This window comes from Arthrobacter sp. NPDC080073, from assembly GCF_040686575.1.
Lineage (GTDB): Bacteria > Actinomycetota > Actinomycetes > Actinomycetales > Micrococcaceae > Arthrobacter.
In genome coordinates, this window is sequence record NZ_JBFBKR010000001.1 from 112342 (window position 1) to 130913 (window position 18572).

At 64.9% G+C, this 18572-nt stretch carries 17 protein-coding genes; 5 read left to right on the top strand and 12 right to left on the bottom strand.

Going from position 1 to position 18572, the window contains the following annotated elements; all coding sequences use genetic code 11:
- Positions 1–29: 29 nt before the first annotated feature.
- Positions 30–1361 carry a site-2 protease family protein gene (locus tag AB0O52_RS00535; RefSeq protein ID WP_364531826.1) on the bottom strand — a complete coding sequence of 444 codons (1332 nt, stop codon included), beginning with the start codon at positions 1359–1361 and terminating at the stop codon, positions 30–32.
- A 17-nt stretch (positions 1362–1378) separates the two neighbouring features.
- Complete coding sequence (gene dxr, locus AB0O52_RS00540) at positions 1379–2563, bottom strand: 1-deoxy-D-xylulose-5-phosphate reductoisomerase (protein WP_364531829.1); 1185 nt, start codon at positions 2561–2563, stop codon at positions 1379–1381.
- 38 nt (positions 2564–2601) lie between these two features.
- Between dxr and AB0O52_RS00545 the strand changes: the two genes are divergently transcribed.
- Positions 2602–4062 carry a lipase maturation factor family protein gene (locus AB0O52_RS00545; protein WP_364531832.1) on the top strand — a complete coding sequence of 487 codons (1461 nt, stop codon included), beginning with the start codon at positions 2602–2604 and terminating at the stop codon, positions 4060–4062.
- A 19-nt stretch (positions 4063–4081) separates the two neighbouring features.
- On the opposite strand, the gene AB0O52_RS00550 is transcribed toward AB0O52_RS00545, so the two are convergent.
- Genes AB0O52_RS00550 through AB0O52_RS00580 form a run of 7 tightly spaced genes read right to left on the bottom strand, consistent with a single transcriptional unit; the run spans position 4082 to position 11951 of the window.
- Entirely contained in the window at positions 4082–4918 is an 837-nt protein-coding gene (locus tag AB0O52_RS00550; protein ID WP_364531835.1) for a CoA ester lyase, read from the bottom strand.
- On the bottom strand, positions 4915–5448 hold the full coding sequence (locus AB0O52_RS00555; protein ID WP_364531838.1) for a MaoC family dehydratase: 534 nt from the start codon (positions 5446–5448) through the stop codon (positions 4915–4917). Before AB0O52_RS00555 ends, AB0O52_RS00550 begins: the two co-directional genes overlap by 4 nt.
- Positions 5445–6197, bottom strand: coding sequence for a CoA transferase subunit B (locus tag AB0O52_RS00560; protein WP_364531840.1), 753 nt, complete (start codon positions 6195–6197; stop codon positions 5445–5447). Before AB0O52_RS00560 ends, AB0O52_RS00555 begins: the two co-directional genes overlap by 4 nt.
- Before the next feature lie 2 nt (positions 6198–6199).
- Positions 6200–7006 carry a CoA transferase subunit A gene (locus tag AB0O52_RS00565; protein ID WP_364531843.1) on the bottom strand — a complete coding sequence of 269 codons (807 nt, stop codon included), beginning with the start codon at positions 7004–7006 and terminating at the stop codon, positions 6200–6202.
- Positions 7007–7025: 19 nt separating this feature from the next.
- Entirely contained in the window at positions 7026–8201 is a 1176-nt protein-coding gene (locus AB0O52_RS00570; protein ID WP_364531846.1) for an acyl-CoA dehydrogenase family protein, read from the bottom strand.
- A 2-nt stretch (positions 8202–8203) separates the two neighbouring features.
- On the bottom strand, positions 8204–10339 hold the full coding sequence (locus AB0O52_RS00575; protein WP_364531849.1) for a biotin carboxylase N-terminal domain-containing protein: 2136 nt from the start codon (positions 10337–10339) through the stop codon (positions 8204–8206).
- 4 nt (positions 10340–10343) lie between these two features.
- Positions 10344–11951: a carboxyl transferase domain-containing protein gene (locus AB0O52_RS00580; RefSeq protein WP_364531852.1), complete on the bottom strand. Its 1608-nt coding sequence runs from the start codon at positions 11949–11951 to the stop codon at positions 10344–10346.
- A 152-nt stretch (positions 11952–12103) separates the two neighbouring features.
- On the opposite strand from AB0O52_RS00580, the gene AB0O52_RS00585 reads away from it, so the two are divergent.
- On the top strand, positions 12104–12757 hold the full coding sequence (locus AB0O52_RS00585; protein ID WP_364531855.1) for a TetR/AcrR family transcriptional regulator: 654 nt from the start codon (positions 12104–12106) through the stop codon (positions 12755–12757).
- Positions 12758–13109: 352 nt separating this feature from the next.
- On the opposite strand, the gene AB0O52_RS00590 is transcribed toward AB0O52_RS00585, so the two are convergent.
- Genes AB0O52_RS00590 through pdhA form a run of 3 tightly spaced genes read right to left on the bottom strand, consistent with a single transcriptional unit; the run spans position 13110 to position 16665 of the window.
- Entirely contained in the window at positions 13110–14543 is a 1434-nt protein-coding gene (locus AB0O52_RS00590; RefSeq protein WP_364531858.1) for a dihydrolipoamide acetyltransferase family protein, read from the bottom strand.
- Positions 14540–15550 carry an alpha-ketoacid dehydrogenase subunit beta gene (locus tag AB0O52_RS00595; protein WP_364531860.1) on the bottom strand — a complete coding sequence of 337 codons (1011 nt, stop codon included), beginning with the start codon at positions 15548–15550 and terminating at the stop codon, positions 14540–14542. Before AB0O52_RS00595 ends, AB0O52_RS00590 begins: the two co-directional genes overlap by 4 nt.
- The gene (gene pdhA / locus AB0O52_RS00600; protein ID WP_364532673.1) at positions 15550–16665 is read right to left on the bottom strand and encodes a pyruvate dehydrogenase (acetyl-transferring) E1 component subunit alpha; all 1116 of its coding nucleotides are present in this window, start codon (positions 16663–16665) and stop codon (positions 15550–15552) included. The genes AB0O52_RS00595 and pdhA overlap by 1 nt, the downstream gene beginning before the upstream one ends.
- Before the next feature lie 246 nt (positions 16666–16911).
- On the opposite strand from pdhA, the gene AB0O52_RS00605 reads away from it, so the two are divergent.
- The 3 genes from AB0O52_RS00605 to AB0O52_RS00615 all read left to right on the top strand — a co-directional run bounded on the left by AB0O52_RS00605 (position 16912) and on the right by AB0O52_RS00615 (position 18537).
- Positions 16912–17397, top strand: a complete 486-nt coding sequence (locus tag AB0O52_RS00605) for an Lrp/AsnC family transcriptional regulator (protein ID WP_234753072.1) — start codon at positions 16912–16914, stop codon at positions 17395–17397.
- A gap of 137 nt (positions 17398–17534) precedes the next feature.
- Positions 17535–17948, top strand: a complete 414-nt coding sequence (locus AB0O52_RS00610) for a DUF4383 domain-containing protein (RefSeq protein ID WP_364531865.1) — start codon at positions 17535–17537, stop codon at positions 17946–17948.
- Positions 17949–17976: 28 nt separating this feature from the next.
- A complete protein-coding gene (locus AB0O52_RS00615) occupies positions 17977–18537 on the top strand; it encodes a hypothetical protein (protein WP_364531868.1) in 561 nt (186 codons plus the stop codon).
- The last annotated feature ends 35 nt before the right edge of the window (positions 18538–18572 follow it).

Genomic DNA, 18572 nt, shown 5'->3' on the forward strand with positions numbered 1-18572 from the left:
GATAGCCTATCCCCCCAGCCCAATCCGGATCAGCCGAAAAGGTTGACAGGCTTGACGATGTCCGCATAGATCAGCAAGGCGCTCATGGCCATGAGGACACTCGCCACAACATAGGTGAGCGGCAGGAGCTTGGCGATGTCGAAGGCGCCGGGATCCGGCTTGCCGAACAGCTTGGCGATTCGACGCCGGGCTCCCTCGTAGAGCGCGCCCGCCACGTGTCCGCCGTCGAGCGGCAGGAGCGGAACCAGGTTGAACACGGCGAGGGCGAAATTCAGTCCGGCGAGGAGCCCCACGAGGGCGCTGAGGCGCGATTGCAGCGGAACCTGATCCATGGCAGCCACTTCACCGGCCACCCGGCCGACGCCCACCACGCTGATGGGCCCGTTGGGATCGCGCGGTCCGGAGCCGAAAGCCGCTTGCGCCACGCCGACCACCCTGGCGGGAAGGTTGAGGATGACTCCTGCGATCTGCTTGATGTTCTCACCGGCCATCGGAAGAACGGTCGACGCCGGTTGGGGCACCATGGCGGTCTGCGCACCGATGCCGAGGAACCCGACTTCCTCGTACAACGGCTTGCCGTCCGCGCCCTTGGCCTGCAGGCCGTTGTCGCCGATGACGGGGCGCGCGGACAGCACGGGGGTTACTTGCGTGGTGACGATCTTGCCGCCGCGGTCCACGGTGATCTGGACGGCCTTGCCGGCGGACGCCCGGATCCAGCCGCTCATTTCGGCCCAGCTCGTCACGGGCTTTCCGTCAAAGCTGGTGACGACGTCGTTGGGCTGGAGCTTGGCCACTGCGGCCGGGGTCAGTTGGCAGTTCGGCGAGTTCGGATCGACGGTTTCGCCGGCCTTGACCTGGCACTTGGACACCTCGGCAATGGTGGTGGTGGCCGTGGACACGCCGAAACCCATGAGCAGCACCGCGGTCAACACCAGGCCGATGAGCAGGTTCATGGCCGGTCCACCCAGCATGATGATGACCTTCTTCCAGACCGGCAGCCTGTAGAAGACCCTGTTCTCATCGCCCGGGCCCACTTCCTCGTGCGCAGCGGACCGGGCCTCGGTGGCGAGGGTCTGGAACATGCCGGTGCTGGACGGCCTGACGCTGCCGTCTTCCTTGTTGGGCGGGTACATTCCGATCATGGCGACGTAGCCGCCCAGCGGGATGGCCTTGACGCCGTATTCGGTCTCGCCTTTCCGCGTGGACCAAAGGGTAGGGCCGAACCCGATCATGTATTTCGTGACGCGCACTTTGAACAGCTTGGCGGGAAGCAAGTGCCCCACCTCGTGCAGTGCAATGGAGACGGCCACGCCGATCGCGACGAAGACGACTCCGAGAATGAACAGAATGACGGGATTCATGCCTTAAGTACTGCTTCCTAAAGGGTGCTGTTGGCTAAACGATCGTGGGTGCGCGTGCGTGCCCACCTCTCAGCATCCAACACAGAGTCCACTGTCAGCTCCAAGGATCCTGAATGTTCGCTGAGGACGGACTCCACTGTGTCCACGATGTCGGTGAAGCGGATCCGGCCGGCATGGAAGGCCTCAACGGCTTCTTCGTTGGCCGCGTTGAAGACTGCCGGAAAGGTGCTCCCCTGCTTCGCGGCGTCCTTGGCCAGCTCCACGGCCGGGAAAGCCGCCGAGTCAAGGGGCTCGAACGTCCAACTGGTGGCCTGGCTCCAGTCGCAGGCCTTGGCGGCGCGGGGCACGCGGTCCGGCCAACCGAGTCCCAGCGCGATGGGCAGCCGCATGTCCGGCGGAGAAGCCTGGGCAATGATGGAGCCGTCCACGAACTCCACCATGGAGTGCACCACGGATTGCGGATGGACCACGACGTCGATCCTGTCCAGCGGGACGTCGAAGAGCAGATGCGCTTCGATGACCTCCAGGCCCTTGTTGACCAGGCTGGCCGAGTTGGTGGTGACCATCAGGCCCATGTCCCACGTGGGGTGCGCCAGTGCCTCGGCCGGAGTGACGTCGCGGAGTTGCTCCCGGCTGCGGCCCCGGAAAGGTCCGCCGGAAGCCGTCAGGATAAGCTTCTCAACCTCATTGTCGGTTCCCGCGCGAAGGCATTGGGCAATGGCCGAATGCTCGGAATCAACAGGCACGATCTGGTCAACGGCCGCGGCGGCCTTCACCAGCGCACCGCCCACGATCAGGGATTCCTTGTTCGCCAAGGCCAGGATGGCGCCGGACTTCAATGCCGCGAGCGTCGGGGCCAGGCCGATCGACCCCGTGATGCCGTTGAGCACGACGTCCGCTTCGATCGCGGCGATCTTGGTGGACGCATCCGGTCCCGTGATGATCGCCGGATCGTAGTTCCGGAGACCGGCGGCAGAGGCGGCGGCGCCGATGAGCTTCTGGAGTTCGTGGGCGTCGCCGTAGGCGATGCCGACTGCCTGGGCCTTGGTGTGGACGGCCTGCCGGGCGAGGAGTTCCAGATTCCCGCCGCCCGCGCTCAGTGCCACGACCTCGAACCGGTGGGGAGCGGCGTCGACGACGTCAATCGCCTGTGTGCCGATGGAACCAGTGGATCCGAGGAGGATGATTTTGCGCGGCTGCATTGCTTAAGTATCCCGCACCCCAGGCGTAGCGTTGGTTTGTGGACTGGGTCTCGTGGTTCGAGGCGCCGGACTATGAATTCGCCCGGCAGGTGCTGCAGCGTGGCACGGCCGCGCTCTATTTCATCGCGTTCCTCTCCAGCCTCAACCAGTTTCCCGCGCTCCTTGGCGAACACGGGCTCCTGCCTGTCGCGAGGTACGTGGACGGCCCCAGGGCGTTGCGCAGGCCCAGCCTGTTCCGCTGGAAGTATTCGGACACGTTGCTCCGCGCCGTTTGCGCTGCCGGGCTTGCCATTTCCCTTGCGCTCGTGGGCGGGCTGCCGCAGCTGGGCCCGCCATGGGTCCCGATGCTGGCGTACTTGGCGCTCTGGTTGCTCTACATGTCCATCGTCAACGTCGGCCAGACCTTCTACAGCTTCGGCTGGGAGATGCTGCTGCTGGAAATGGGCTTCACTGTCGCCTTCCTCGGTTCGGAGCAGACTCCCCCGCCGAAGACCATCCTGGTCCTTCTCGTGTGGCTGCTGTTCAGGCTGGAATTCGGGGCGGGCATGATCAAGATCCATGGCGGAAGCGAGTGGCGTGATTTAACCGCCCTGTACTACCACCACGAGACGCAGCCCATGCCCGGGCCGTTGAGCCGCCAGGCGCACCTCCTGCCTAAGCCACTGCACCGCATGGAAGTGCTCGGCAACCACTTCGCCCAGCTGGTGGTGCCGTTCTTCCTGTTCGCTCCGCAGCCACTGGCAACGATCGCCGCCGGAATCGTGGTCTTCACGCAGCTCTGGCTTGTGGGGACCGGTAACTTCGCGTGGCTTAACTGGTCGGCGATCGTGCTTGCCTTCGCCGCGGTGAGCGACCCGGTGGCCCATGCTGTGCTGCCCTTCATACCGCAACAGCGGTACCCTGCCGCGGCTCAGACCCCGGTGTGGTGGCTCGCCGTCGTGCTCGCGGTGACGGTGCTCCTCGTGGTGCTCAGCTATTGGCCCGCACGCAACCTGCTCTCGCGGGAGCAGCTCATGAACGCCAGTTTCAACCGCTGGCAATTGGTCAACACCTATGGGGCGTTCGGTACGGTGACGCGCCACCGGGTGGAAATCGTGGTGGAAGGCACCCAGGCCGACGTTCCCGTCGATGAGGCCGACTGGCGCGAATACGGCTTCAAAGGCAAGCCCGGCGAGGTCCACCGGCTCCCCCGGCAATGGGCGCCGTACCACCTGCGCCTGGACTGGTTGATGTGGTTCCTGCCCTTGCGCACGGTGCACGAGGAATGGTTCTACGCCTTCCTCGCCAAGCTGCTCGACGCCGATCCGCCCACCTTGCGCTTGTTGCGCCGGGACCCGTTCGACGGCGCCCGGCCGCGTTGGGTGCGGGCCCGCAGCTTCCTCTACCGCTTCGCCACGAGGGCCGAGTTCCGCGAAACAGGCCAGCGCTGGATCCGGATGGAGCTCTACGAGGTCATCGCGCCGTTGTCCCTGCCAAAGTCCCGACGACGCGGTCAATAGGCCCGGCCGGAACAACTTTTCAGGAAATCCGGGCCCTGCGCAGCGTGGATTCGGCGTGTTTCAGGATGGGTCCGTCCACCATTTTGCCCTTGTGCTGGAACACGCCGGTTCCAGCCGCAGCCGCAGCATCAAGTAGTTCCCGGGCCCCTGCGACGGCCTCCGGCGAGGGTGCATAGGCTTCGCGGACAACTGCGGCCTGGCTCGGGTGGATGCAGGCCTTGGCACCGAATCCGCTGGCTACCGCGTCGGCGGATTCCACAGCCAGACCGGCGAGGTCGGGAATGTCCACGTAGACCGCGTCGATGGCCTCCTTGCCCGCGGCTTTGGCGGCGAGCAGCACCGCGGAACGGGAGTGCGTTGCGACGGCGCGGTAGCCGCCGTCGTCCTTGCGGCTCGAGGTGCCGCCCATCGAGGCAATCAGGTCCTCGGCACCCCACATGAGCCCGACGACGTTGGGAGCCTGGGCGATCTCGTTCGCGTTGATAATTCCCTTTGCCGTCTCGCACAGGGCGATCACGTGGTAGCCCTCAAGTGCCTTCAGCTGTTCGACCGTCTCGGCCTTGGCCAGCATGACAGTGCGGTAAGGGGTGTGCGCGAGGCAGTGCAGGTCCTTCTCGAAGTCCGGGGTGCCCACCGGATTGACGCGCACAATCGTGCGGCTGGGGTCGAGTTCGGCGGTCTCCCCGCCCGAGCCGAGCTGGGCGAGGATGGCGCCCCGGGCCCGTTTCTTGTCTGCGGGCGCGACGGCGTCCTCGAGGTCCACGATGACGGCGTCGGAACGCTCGGCGGCCTTTTGGAACCGTTCCGGACGGTCGGCTGGACAGAAAAGCAAAGCGGGGCCCATGGTGAAGGTCATGTATTGATTGTCCTCTGTTGCGCCTCCAGATGCGCGGTCCGGGTCCACATGAGGCACGCCCGCGTGGCCAAAGCCACCACTGTGCCGTCCTGGTTGCGGCCGGTGTGTTTCATGGTCACGACGCCCTGGCCAGGACGCGAGGACGACTCCCGTTTCCCGGCGACCACAGTCTCCGTGTAGAGGGTGTCGCCGTGGTAGAGCGGGTGCGGGAAAGAGACGTCCGTGAGGCCCAGCTGGGCAATGATGGTGCCCTGGGTCAGTTGCGTCACGGACTGTCCCACCATGGTGGACAAGGTGAACATCGAGTTCATGAGCCTCTGCCCGAAGGGCTGCGTGGCGCTCCAGGCCGCGTCCAGGTGCAGGGCCTGGGTGTTCATCGTCAGCGTGGTGAACAGGACGTTGTCCGTTTCAGTGACTGTCCGCCCGGGCCTGTGGGCGTAGACAACGCCTTCCTCAAGCTCCTCGAAGTACAGCCCGCGCTGTTCGATAATGCGCGGCCCGGGGACCCGGGACTCGGCGTCCGCGGTCATACAGTCAGCTCCTGGTCCTCTTCGAAAAGCTCGACGCCGGTCGCGGCGGCCACGTCCTCGGCGGAGACATTCGGTGCCAACTCCCGCAGGACGAGCCTGGAGACTCCGCCCTCGGAGACGACATCGATCACGGCAAGATCGGTGATGATCCGGTCCACGCAGCCCTTCCCCGTGACGGGCAACGAGCATTCCTTGACGATCTTGGGCTTGCCGTTGCGGTCCACGTGCTCCATCATGACGATCACCCGTTTGGCGCCGAAGACCAGATCCATGGCGCCGCCCATGCCCTTGACCATCTTGCCCGGGATCATCCAATTGGCCAGGTCCCCGTTGGCCGCGACTTCCATCGCGCCAAGCACTGCGACGTCGACATGTCCGCCGCGGATCATGCCGAATGAGGTAGCCGAGTCAAAGAACGCGGCGCCCGCATTGACGGTGACCGTTTCCTTGCCGGCGTTGATCAGATCGGGGTCGACGGCGTCCTCGGCCGGGTAGGGGCCGACGCCCAGGATCCCGTTCTCGGAATGCAGGATCACCTCGACCCCGTCGGGGATGTAGTTCGGAATCAGGGTGGGCATCCCGATCCCGAGGTTGACGTATTGCCCGTTGCTCAGTTCGCGGGCTACCCGTGCGGCCAGTTCGTTCCGCGTCCAGCCTTTTCCCTCGTGGTGTTCGGCGCCGGCGCGGCGGTACTCGTGCCTGACGGCCTCGGGACGCGGCGGCACATCCTGGGTGATGTTCGATTCCATGGCTACGCTCCTGCCTGCTCGGTTGAGCCCGCGGACGCCGGGGTCAACGCGGACGCCGGGGTCAACGCGACGGTCCGCTTTTCGATGCGCTTCTCGGTGTCCGGTGCGAGCACAACCCGGTGGACGAAGATGCCCGGAGTATGGACATGCTGCGGATCGAGTTCGCCCGGTTCCACAAGCTCCTCGACCTCGGCGATGGTGATCCGGGCCGCCATGGCACACAGCGGATTGAAATTCATGGCCGTCGCATGGAAGACGAGGTTCCCGTGCCGGTCGCCCTTCCAGGCGTGGACCAGTCCGAAATCGGGTGTCAGGGATTCCTCCAGGACATAGTCCGCGCCGTTGAACGTGCGCACTTCCTTGGGTGAGGACGCGATCGCCACGTTGCCGTCGCCGTCGTACTTTTGCGGAAGGCCGCCTTCCGAAACCTGCGTCCCGACGCCGGCCGCCGTGAAGAACGCGGGAATGCCCGCGCCGCCGGCGCGCAGTTTCTCGGCCAGGGTGCCTTGCGGGGTGAGGACCACCTCAAGCTCGCCGGCAAGGTACTGCCGTGCGAACTCCTTGTTCTCACCCACATAGGAACTGATGGTCCGGCGGATACGCCCGTCCCTGAGCAGGATGCCCAGGCCCCAGTCGTCCACGCCGCAGTTGTTGCTGACTGTTTCAAGGTCCTTGGTGCCTTGATCGTGGAGCGCATCGATCAGCGCCACCGGGATACCGCACAAGCCGAACCCGCCGACGGCGAGAGAGGCACCGTCGTGGATGTCCTTCACCGCTTCCGCGGCGCTGGCAACAACTTTGTCAATCATCGTTTACCTTCCCTGACGGTTAAAGGCCCAGCTCGCGGGCGATGAGCATCAACTGGACCTCGGTAGTGCCTTCCCCGACTTCCAGGATCTTGGAGTCGCGGTAGTGGCGTGCCACCGTGAATTCGTTGATGAAGCCATAGCCACCGAACACCTGGGTGGCGTCCCGTGCGTTGTCCATGGCTGCCTCGCCTGCGACCATCTTAGCGATGGCCGCTTCGGTCTTGAACGGCTTGCCGGCCAGCATCCTCGCGGCAGCGTCGTAGTAGGCCAGTCGCGCAGTGTGGGCCCGTGCCTGCATGCGGGCGATCTTGAACTGGATGGCCTGGTACTTGCCGATGTTCTGCCCAAAGGCCATGCGTTCCTTGGCGTATTTGACGGACAAGTCGACGCAGCCCTGGGCCGCACCGGTGGCGAGCGCAGCGATGGCGATCCGGCCTTCGTCCAGGATCGACAGGAAGTTCGCGTAACCCCGTCCCCGGACGCCGAGCAGGTTCTCTTCGGGTACCCGGACGTTGTTCAGTGTCAGCGGGTGGGTGTCGGAGGCGTTCCAGCCCACCTTGTTGTAGGCCTTTTCCGCGGTGAAACCGGGCGTGTCGGTAGGAACCAGGATGGTGGAGATTTCCTTCTTGATGCTCCCGTCCTTGCGTTCGTGCTGCCCGGTGACAGCGGTAACGGTGACGAGCCGGGTGATGTCGGTCCCGGAGTTGGTGATGAACTCCTTGTTGCCGTTGATGACCCAGTTTTTTGCGTCTCCGACGCCCTCGAGGCGCGCGTGCGTTTTGGTGCCTCCGGCGTCCGAGCCGGCTTCCGGCTCAGTCAGGCCGAAGCCTGCGAGCGCTTCGGCCGAGGTCAGCTGCGGCAGCCAGTGTTCCTTTTGCGCCTGGGTGCCGAAGCGGTACACCGGCATGGCGCCGAGCGAGACGCCGGCTTCAAGGGTGATCGCCACCGACTGGTCCACCCTGCCCAACTGTTCCAGCGCGAGGGCGAGCGCGAAGTAGTCTCCACCCATGCCGCCGAACTCTTCAGGGAACGGCAGTCCGAAGAGGCCCATCTCACCCATCTGCTTGACCACCTCGTACGGGAAGCTGTGTTCCTCGTCGTGCTTGGTGGACACCGGGGCCACTACCTCGTCGGCGAATTCCCGGACGGAGTCGCTCAGGTCCTGGTATTCCTCGGTGAGTTCAAAACTTGCCATGGCTAGACTTCCTCGTCTTTCTGGTTTTCTGCTGTAACTTCAGGGGCCGGTTCCGCTGTGGCTTCAGGGGCGGGTTCTGCCGCCACATGGATGGTGGCGAGGACTTGGTCGGCCTTGACGAGGTCCCCGGTCTTGCTGGCGAGGTGCACGGTGCCGGACACTGAGGCCACCAGCTGGTGTTCCATCTTCATTGCCTCCACGGAGAGGAGGACCTCGCCGGCTTCCACGTGATCGCCGTTGTGCACCGAAACGGAGACGACGGTTCCCGGCATGGGAGACCGGACTTCGGGATCCGCCGCGCCTTCTTCGCGCTGGATGCCCGCGAGGATGCGTTGGAGCCGGGCCTCGCGGTCCAGGATCTCCAGCCGGCAGGACCAGCCGTCGCTGCCCAGCCAAAGTTCCCGCACCTCACGCCCCGGAGAAGGTGAGCCGTGCGCGAAATGGTGCTCAACGCCGTCGAGCACCATTACCGCATGCCCGGCGGACGTCGGCCGCAGGGCGGCAGAGTGCTCGACGCCGTTATCCACGCGCGCCGTGAAGCCCGGCCCGTCAACAGTCAGCTCCACGGTGGCCAGGCCGCCGTCGGGGCGTCCGATGGTGGTCTTCCACGGAGCGGGGGCGCCGACGCGCCAGCTATCGGCAGTGTTCCAGGGGGCTGACGCCCCGGCCGGAACCGGTTCTGAACGGCCGAGCAGTTCTGAGCGGTTCAACATCGCTGCGGCGATCAGCTCGACGTCGGTCACTTGACGGAATTCCATCCCTTGCAGCTTGCGCTCGATCAGGCCGGTATCGAGGCGGCCCGCGCGCACGTCGTCGTCGTTGATCAGGAGCCGCAAGTACTCAACGTTTGTGTGCACGCCCAGCAGCGTGTAGTCACCCAGTGCGTGGTCAAGGGTGTCCAGCGCGGCTTTGCGGTCCGGGCCCCAGGCAATGACCTTCGCGAGCATGGGATCGTAGTCGCCGGTGACGGACAGTCCGGGAAGCATGGCGGAGTCGACGCGGACGTGTGGATCGCTGCTTGCCCGTTCCCGAAGCGTCACGATCTCGCCGATGGATGGCATGAAACCGCGTTCGGGCACCTCCGCGTAGACGCGCGCCTCCACCGCGTGGCCGTCAAGCACGACGTCGGTCTGCGCCACCGTGAGGACCTCACCTGCGGCGATGCGCACTTGCCATTCGACAAGATCGACGCCCGTCACCATTTCCGTGACCGGGTGCTCCACCTGGAGGCGGGTGTTCATCTCCATGAAGAAGAAGTGTTCCGGGTCCTGGTCCGAGACGAGGAACTCGACCGTGCCCGCACCGCTGTACTTGACACTCCGGGCAGCCTGGCAGGCGGCCTCGCCAATGCGGGCCCTGACCTCTGCCCCATTCGCCAGGGACTCCAGCAAGGGGGACGGTGCTTCCTCGATGACTTTCTGGTGGCGGCGCTGGAGCGAACATTCGCGTTCGCCGAGGTGGATGACGTTGCCGTGGTTGTCGGCGAGTACCTGGACCTCGATGTGCCGGGGCGCCTGGATGAGCCGCTCGAGGAACAGGGTGTCATCACCGAAGGCGCTCGCCGCCACGCGGCGGGCCGTCAGCAGCGTGGCCGCCATGTCTTCGGGCCGCTCCACGATGTGCATGCCCTTGCCGCCGCCCCCGGCCGAAGGCTTGATGAGCAGCGGGAAGCCGACGCCTGGCGCCGCCTCGATCAGGGCCTCGTCGCTCAACCCGGGTTCGGCGATGCCCGGAACACAGGGGACGCCGTAGGACATGACGTGGTTCTTGGACCGGATCTTGTCGCCCATGATCTCGATGGCGTCAATCCCCGGGCCGATGAACGCGATACCGGCGGCATCCAGGGCCTTGGCGAACTCCACGTTTTCGGCGAGGAACCCATAGCCCGGGTGGACGGCTTGGGCGCCGCTTTGCAGGCAAGCCTCGATGATCGCGTCAATCCGCAGATAACTGTCCGCCGCCGCGGCTGTGCCGATCCGGACGGCAGTGTCTGCTTCGCGCACGTGGCGCGCCCCGGCGTCGGCGTCTGAATAGACCGCCACCGAACGGATGCCCATGGCCTTGAGGGTGCGGATCACGCGGCAGGCGATCTCGCCGCGGTTAGCGACAAGGACGGTGTCGAACGAGTTGATTGTCATGGGGTCACATCCGGAAGAGGCCGAAGGAGGTTTCCGGCAGGGGTTGGCGGGAGACGACGTCCAGGGCCATGCCCAGGACGCGCCGGGTGTCTGCGGGGTCGATGATGCCGTCGTCCCAGAGCCGGGCGGTGGAGTAGTAGGGGCTGCCTTGGTCCTCGTACTGCTGTTTGATGGGAGCCTTGAAGGCCTCCTCGTCCTCGGCGGACCATTCCTCGCCCCGGGCCTCGTACTGGTCCCGTTTGACGGTGGCCAGCACGCTCGAGGCCTGGTTCCCGCCCATGACCGAAATCCGGGACGCCGGCCACATCCACAGGAAGCGCGGGGAATACGCCCGGCCGCACATCGAGTAGTTCCCGGCACCGAAGGAACCACCGATCACCACGGTCAGCTTGGGCACGCGGGCGGTGGCCACGGCGGTGACCATCTTGGCGCCGTTCTTGGCGATGCCGCCGCGCTCGTAGTCCTTCCCGACCATGAAGCCCGAAAGGTTCTGCAGGAAGACCAGCGGGATGCCGCGCTGGTCGCACAGCTCGATGAAGTGCGCGCCCTTGAGCGCAGACTCGCTGAACAACACGCCGTTGTTGGCCACGATGCCCACCGGGTGGCCGTGCAGCTTCGCGAATCCGGTCACCAGGGTGGAACCGTAGTTCTTCTTGAACTCGTGGAACCTCGAGCCGTCCACGAGCCGGGCGATGACTTCGCGGACGTCGTATTGCGCATTGACGTCCGTGGGAACGGCGCCATAGATCTCGCCCGGCTCCACTACGGGCTCGACGGCGGTGTCCACGTCCCACGCCGGGGCGGCCGGTTTGGGGAGGGTAGAGACGATATCGCGGACGATCTGCAGGGCATGCTCGTCGTTTTCGGCCAAGTGGTCCGTCACACCGGAAATCCTTGAGTGGACGTCCCCGCCGCCGAGTTCCTCGGCCGTGACGATCTCACCGATGGCTGCCTTCACCAGAGGCGGGCCGCCCAGGAAGATGGTGCCCTGGTTGCGGACAATCACGGTTTCGTCGCTCATGGCCGGAACGTAGGCACCGCCGGCCGTGCAGGATCCCATGACCGAGGCGATCTGCGGGATCTTCGCCGCAGACATCTTCGCCTGGTTGAAGAAGATCCGGCCGAAGTGCTCCTTGTCCGGGAACACTTCGTCCTGCTTGGGCAGGAACGCTCCTCCGGAATCCACCAGATAGACGCACGGCAGCCGGTTCTCCAGGGCGATTTCCTGGGCCCGGAGGTGCTTCTTCACCGTCATCGGGTAATACGTCCCGCCCTTGACCGTCGCGTCATTCGAAACCACCATCACCTGGCGGCCATGGATCAGGCCGATGCCCGCGATCACGCCGGCACCGGGTGAGTCATCGTTGTACATTCCGTTGGCCGCCAGCGGGGCGATCTCCAGGAACGGGCTGCCCTCGTCCAGCAAATAGTTGATGCGCTCGCGCGGCAACAACTTGCCCCGGGAGATGTGGCGCTGACGGGACTTTTCCGGGCCACCCAGGGCCGTCACGGCAAGGCGCTTCTTCAGCTCGTGCACGAGTGACAGCTGCGCTTCCGCGTTGGCCGCGAACTGATCGCTGCTGGTATCCAGCTGGCTGGCGAGTGTCTCCATCGACTGCGTCCCATCCCGGCCCAAGGGCCATCTCAGTTAGTACCGCATAACTGGAATTTAGGTTAGTCTCTATTAACTGTGTTGTCCATCGCCTCCGCACCGGGCCCGTCCCGGTATGGGCGCTGAACTGGACACGTGCAAAAGGAGGAATTGTGGTCACCTTCCAGCGGAGCTCCCAGCAGGACCGCCCAAGCCCGCGGAGCCTCAAGCAAGACGGCCCGACCCAGAGAAGCCAAGCCAAGGAAACGCGGCGCAAGGCCCTCCTGACCGCCGCAGCCGGGTTGTTCGCCGCGGACGGCTTCAACCGCGTGTCCCTTGAGGACCTGGGCGCCGCGGCGGGAGTCAGCGGCCCGGCGGTGTACCGGCATTTCCCGGGAAAGCAGGCCGTGCTGGCAGAGCTCCTGTTGAGTGTGAGCCGGAATCTGCTCGACGGCGGCCGCACCGTGGCGTCCGAGGCCCCCGACGCCGAAGCTGCGTTGCGCGGACTGGTGGAGTTCCACGTGGACTTTGCCCTCAGCAATCCCGATGTCATCCGGGTCCAGGACCGCGATTTCAGCAACCTCAGCGACTCCGACCAGGCCGAAGTCCGCACCCTGCAGCGCAACTACGTCGAACTGTGGGTGGGAGTGCTCAGCGAACTGCACTCCGACACGGATCCTGCCGAGCTACGGGTCCGCGCCCACGCAGCCTTCGGCCTCATCAACTCGACTCCCCACTCGGTCCGGCACCACGGACGACGCATGGCCGTGAAAAGCGCCCGGCCCATCCTCGAACGGATGGCACTTGCGGCCTTGACGGTGCGCTAGCTGGCCAGTTCGACGCCCGCTCACCTATAACGCCCTTCCAGCCAACGCCCGCTCACCTATAACGCCCTTCCAGCCAACGCCCGCTCACCTATAACGCCCTTCCAGCCAACCCCCGCTCACCTATAACGCCCTTCCAGCCAACGCCCGCTCACCTATGCGCGCTCCACAGCCAACCCCCGGGACTGTCCTTTGTACATGTGAGCGAGCGTCCCCCACAAACACGACATACGTGAGCGAGCGTCCCCCACAAACACGACATACGTGAGCGAGCGTCCCCCAGAAACACGACATACGTGAGCGAGCGTCCCCCAGAAACACGACATACGTGAGCGAGCGTCGTCGGAAGCCCCCGCTAGATCATCGTCATGCCTGTTGCGGGGTCGGACAGGATCGCGCCCAAATCGGCCAGGAATTTCGAGCCTTGTTCGCCGTCCACCAGCCGGTGGTCGAAGGACAGGCTCAGGGACATCACCTGGCGCACGGCGAGTTCGTCGTTGTGAACCCAAGGAGCTTTGCGCACCGATCCCAGCGCCACGATGGCTGCCTCGCCCGGATTCAGGATGGGGGTTCCGGCGTCGATCCCGAACACGCCGATGTTCGTAATCGAGATGGTCCCGCCCGTCAGGTCTGCCGGGGAGGTCTTGCCTGATCGTGCCGTGTCCGTGAGTTCGGACAGAGCCGTGGACAGTTCCAGCAGCGTCATCTTGTCCGCGTCTTTGATGTTGGGAACAGTCAGTCCCCGGGGCGTGGCTGCCGCGATACCCAGGTTCACGTAGTTGAACTGCACGATCTCCTGCGCGGCTTCGTCCCAGCGGGAGTTCAGCGTCGGGTTCCTGCGCAGGGCTATCAACACCGCCTTCGCCGCGATGGTCAACGGCGTGAGCTTGTACCCGGCAAACTCGCGGCTGGCCTTGAGCCGCGTCAGCAGTTCCATGGTGGGCGTGACATCGATGGTCAGGAACTCCGTCACGTGCGGCGCCGTGAACGCACTTTGCACCATGGCAGCGGCCGTGAACTTGCGGACTCCCTTGATGGGGGTGCGCGTCTCGCGTTCAGCGGAAACCACGACGGCGGGCGCGGGCTCGGGAACGGAGACCTGTGCCTGGGACCCGGCCGCGAACTCCTGGACGTCCGAGCGGGTGATGAGCCCTCCTGGTCCGGTTCCCTCGACCAGTTCGAGGTCGATTCCAAGATCCCGTGCCAGTTTGCGGACCGGAGGCGTGGACCGTGGACGCTCGTGCTCCACTGCCGGACCGCTTGGAACCGTGGGCGGTGCGCTGGTTTCGACAGCGCGAACGGTTTCGACGGCGGGAACGGGTTCCCGGACCGGCTCGCGTTCGGGGGCGCCGGCAAACATCCGCTGGCGCCGGGCCGGGCGTCCGGATTTGTCGACGACGGCGCCATAGCCTACGAGGTTCGGCTCGCGTTTTGCCGCTGACTCCGCCGGGCTTTCCGTCGAGGCGACCTCACTGGAGGCGACCTCACTGGAGGCGACCTCGCCGGAACTGGCAACAGCGGAAGGCGGGGCTCCGGCGTCGTCGACTTCGAACGAGACGATCGGCTTGCCGACCTCGACAACCGAACCGGCCTCTTCGTGCAAAGCGGCGACGGTTCCCGCGAAGGGCGAAGGCAACTCAACCACGGCCTTGGCCGTCTCGACCTCGGCAATGACCTGGTTCAAGGTCACGGTGTCCCCCACCGCAACCTTCCAGCTGAGAATTTCCGACTCAGTGAGTCCCTCGCCGAGGTCGGGCAGCCTGAATTCCTTGATCATGGTGGCGCTCATCCTTCCAGCCCGCTCAGGGAGTTGCCGCGGCCCAGTGCCCGGTCCACGCCGTCGAGGATCCGGTCCAGATCCGGCAGGTGGTGCATCTCGAGCTTTGAGTACGGGTACGGGATGTCGAATCCCGTGATCCGGACGGGCGCCGATTCGAGGTAGTTGAAGCAGCGCTCGGTGATGCTGGCGGCGATTTCGGCACCGAGTCCGCCGGACTGCGCAGCCTCATGGGTGATGACAAGCCTGCCGGTCTTGCGGACGGATGCCTCCACTGCCTGGAAGTCGATCGGGGCCAGCGAGCGCAGGTCGATGACCTCCACGGAGACTCCTTCGTCGGCGGCGGCCACGGCTGCGTCGTTCGCGGTTTTCACGAGCGGGCCGTACGCCACCAAGGTGACGTCGCTGCCTGGGGTGACCACCCTGGCCTTCTCCATGGACAGCGCCGCGGAAAGATCTGCCGTCTCATCCACTTCGCCCTTGTCGTGGTAGCGGCGCTTTGGCTCGAAGTACAGCACCGGATCGTCCGAGGCGATGGCCTGCTGGATCATGGTGTAGGCATCCTGCGGGTTGGAGACGCTGATGACGCGGAGGCCCGAGGTGTGGGTGAAGTAGGCTTCCGGGGACTCGGAGTGGTGCTCGGGTGAACCGATTCCGCCGCCGAAGGGAACCCGGATGGTGATGGGCATCTTGACACGGCCCTGTGTCCGGTAGTGCATCTTGGCTACCTGGCTGACGATCTGGTCAAAAGCCGGGTAGATGAAGCCATCGAATTGGATTTCGCAGACCGGCCGGTAGCCGCGGTAGGCCAATCCGACGGCGGTGCCGATAATCGCGGATTCGGCCAAGGGGGTGTCAACGACCCGGTGTTTGCCGAAGTCTTTCTGAAGGCCGTCGGTCACCCGGAAGACGCCGCCGAGCGCTCCGATGTCCTCACCCATGAGGACAACTTTGGGATCGTTTTCGAGGGACTTGCGCAGGCCGGCGTTGATGGCGCGGGCGAAGGTCAGCTTGCTCATCAGAGTGCACCTTCCTGGGTTGATCCGCTGAAGCTTTCCAGATAGCGGGAGTAGTGGTCCTTCTGGCGTTCGATCCAGGAGTTGGGCGTGCTGTACACGTGCTTGAAGAGGTCAAGCGGCGCGGGATCGGGCATGTTGATGACTCCTGCCCGCAGGCTCCTTGCCACCTCGTCCGCTTTGGCCTGGGTCTTGGCCTCGACCTCTTCCGTCAGGAGGCCCTTGGTGCGAAGCAGCGCCTTGAGCCGGGCAATCGGGTCCTTTGCAGCCCAGTCCTCCAGCTCATTGGCGTCGCGGTAGCGTGTGGGATCATCCGCCGTCGTGTGCGGGCCCATGCGATAGGTCACCGCTTCAATGAACGTAGGTCCGCCGCCCTTGCGGGCCCGGTCCAGCGCAATACGGGTGACTGCCAAAACAGCCAGGACGTCGTTCCCGTCCACCCGCATGCTGGGGATCCCGAAGCCGGAAGCACGGTCGGCGATCTGGATGTGGGACTGAATCCGGACGGGTTCGGAGATGGCCCAGTGGTTGTTCTGGCAGATGAAGACCACGGGCACCTGGAAGCTCGCCGCAAAGACCATTGCCTCGTTGACATCGCCTTCGCTCGTGGCGCCGTCGCCGAAGAAAGCAACCGCGGCTGAGTCTGCTCCGTCGTGCTGGATGCCCATGGCGTAGCCGGTTGCGTGCAGCGATTGCGAACCGATGATGATCTGCTGGGTGGCAATGTTGTGGCGGTACGGGTCCCAACCGGACGAAGCGTTGCCGCGCCAGGCCCGGACCAAGTCCGTTGGTTCCACACCGCGGCAGTAGGCAACGCCGTTGTCCCGGTAACTCGGGAAGACAAAGTCGTCGTCCCGGAGGGCCCGGCCCGCACCGATCTGCGATGCTTCCTGGCCTAGCAGCGGCGGCCACAAGGCGAGCTCGCCCTGACGCTGCAAGGCGGTGGCTTCGGCGTCGATGCGGCGGATGACCATCATGTCCTCATACAGCGAGCACAGTTGCTCGTCCGTGACATCGCTGACCCAGAGATCGAACTCCGGGTGGCTGATGCGTTCCCCTTCCGGGGAAATCAGTTGGACCAGATCCCCGCCGGTCCGACGCGGGCTTGCTGCACTGATGCCGGGATTCGAAGCCTTGTAGGCGTCCTGGCCGGGTTCGTCCGTCAACACAGTTGATCGCACCTTTCAGCTCGTGCTCGCAGGCTCTTGGAGGGACTTGTGATCCACCCGCGGGCCAGCATCCGGGCGTCGTCGCCTGGATTAATTGTGACCCTACTCACAATGCTCATTGGGTACAACCACCGTTGAAAATTCTGCGCATTCTGCCCTATCTGGGTGGCCTTCACCGTGCTAACGTTGCGCATTATGCAAGCTTTAGATGGCACCGACACGCGCCTGCTTTCAGCCATGGCGAAGGACCCCCGCGGCACGGTTGTCGCCCTGGCGCAGAAGCTAGGACTATCGCGGAATACGGTCCAGGCGCGGATGGCCCAACTGGAGAAGAAGCATGCGTTCCTCTCCTTCGAACGGCGCATCAACCCTGCCGCCCTCGGCTATCCCCTGATGGCGTTCATCTCGGTGCATGTGCAGCAGCAAAAGCTTGGGCAGCTTGCCTTGGACCTCGCCGAAATCCCGGAAATCCTGGAGGGGTACGGCCTGACCGGATCGGCTGACCTGCTGCTGCGGGTGGTGGCGCTCGACGCCGAGGATTTGTTCCGGATCAACGGCAAGATCCTTGCGTGTGACGGCGTGGAACGAACGGACACGGCCATGTCCATGGGCGAGTTGATTCCCTTCCGGGTGCAGCCGTTGTTGAACCGCAACACCAAGACGGCCCTCCGCACCGGCTGAGCCGGACAAGCTGGAAAAAAATCCGTCCCATCCCACCCATCCATACTCCTTGGTGGTCCGAATATCTGGTTGAGAGCCCCGTCCGGGGTTTCAACCACAGGCCGGATACTAAACCGGCATACCGGAAGGTTTGGACCATGCGCACTTCGCCCAACCGCCTGATCGCCACCATCTTTGGAGCCGTCTACCTGCTCGTGGGTGTCGTTGGATTCTTCGTCACCTCGGGAATTGGATTCTTCGCCACCGAGGGTGCCAATCTGATCATCTTTGCGGTAAACCCTCTGCACAACATCATCCACCTCGCCATAGGCGCCGCCCTGCTCTACTCGGGCATAAACAGCACGGCGTTGTCCAAGACCGTCAACACCACCGTCGGCGCCGTCTACTTGCTCGTCGGCATCCTCGGACTGTTCCTCGTGGGTTCCGCCTTGAACATCATCGCCCTTAACGGCGCGGACAACGTCCTGCACCTGGCCAGCGCAGTGGTGCTTCTCGGCATCGGTCTCTCGCAGGACAAGGTTCGGGCCACCACCGCCAGGGCCCACGTCTAGAAGCCCGCGAAACCGGAAGGAGCCGTCCGTGTCAGCTCAAGCAGCGACGTCCGTGGGACCAACCGCCGGGGCCTCCCTGACCTTGTTTTCCTGTTTCGCGGGAATGGGGGCCGGGCTCGTGGAGCTTTCCATCGCGTCGAGCTACCTTTCGGGCCGGGGAAACCTTATGTGGGCGGGCGGCGTCTTCGCGGCCTGGGGCCTGGCGCTGCTCGCCAGCTCGATTGCCAGCCTCCAACGGGGGCGGCTCCGGTTCCGTAAGCCAACAACCATCGCCCTCCTCGCGGCCGTGCTGGTCCACGTTGGATTCGTGGTTGCCGGCGTGGCCCAAAGAGTGCTCGACGGCGGGCACCTGGCGGCTCTTTTCCTGGTCCTGATGGTCCTGGGATCCTCTGCCTGGCTCGCCCGCAGGTACCGCGACGACGGCGGGGCCGCCTCGGCTTCCCCACGGGCCGGTGCGCTTTTGGGGGCTGCCTTCGCCGCCGCCGTCGTCGTCGCGGCAATTACGACGCCGGGGCTCGCCGCCTCGGTTGCCGGAGCGCACGCCGTCCCGCATGGAGAGCACTCTCTGCCGGGGGGCCATAACCACTGAGACCTCCCTGCCCGGCAACAGCGATCCCTCCCGCA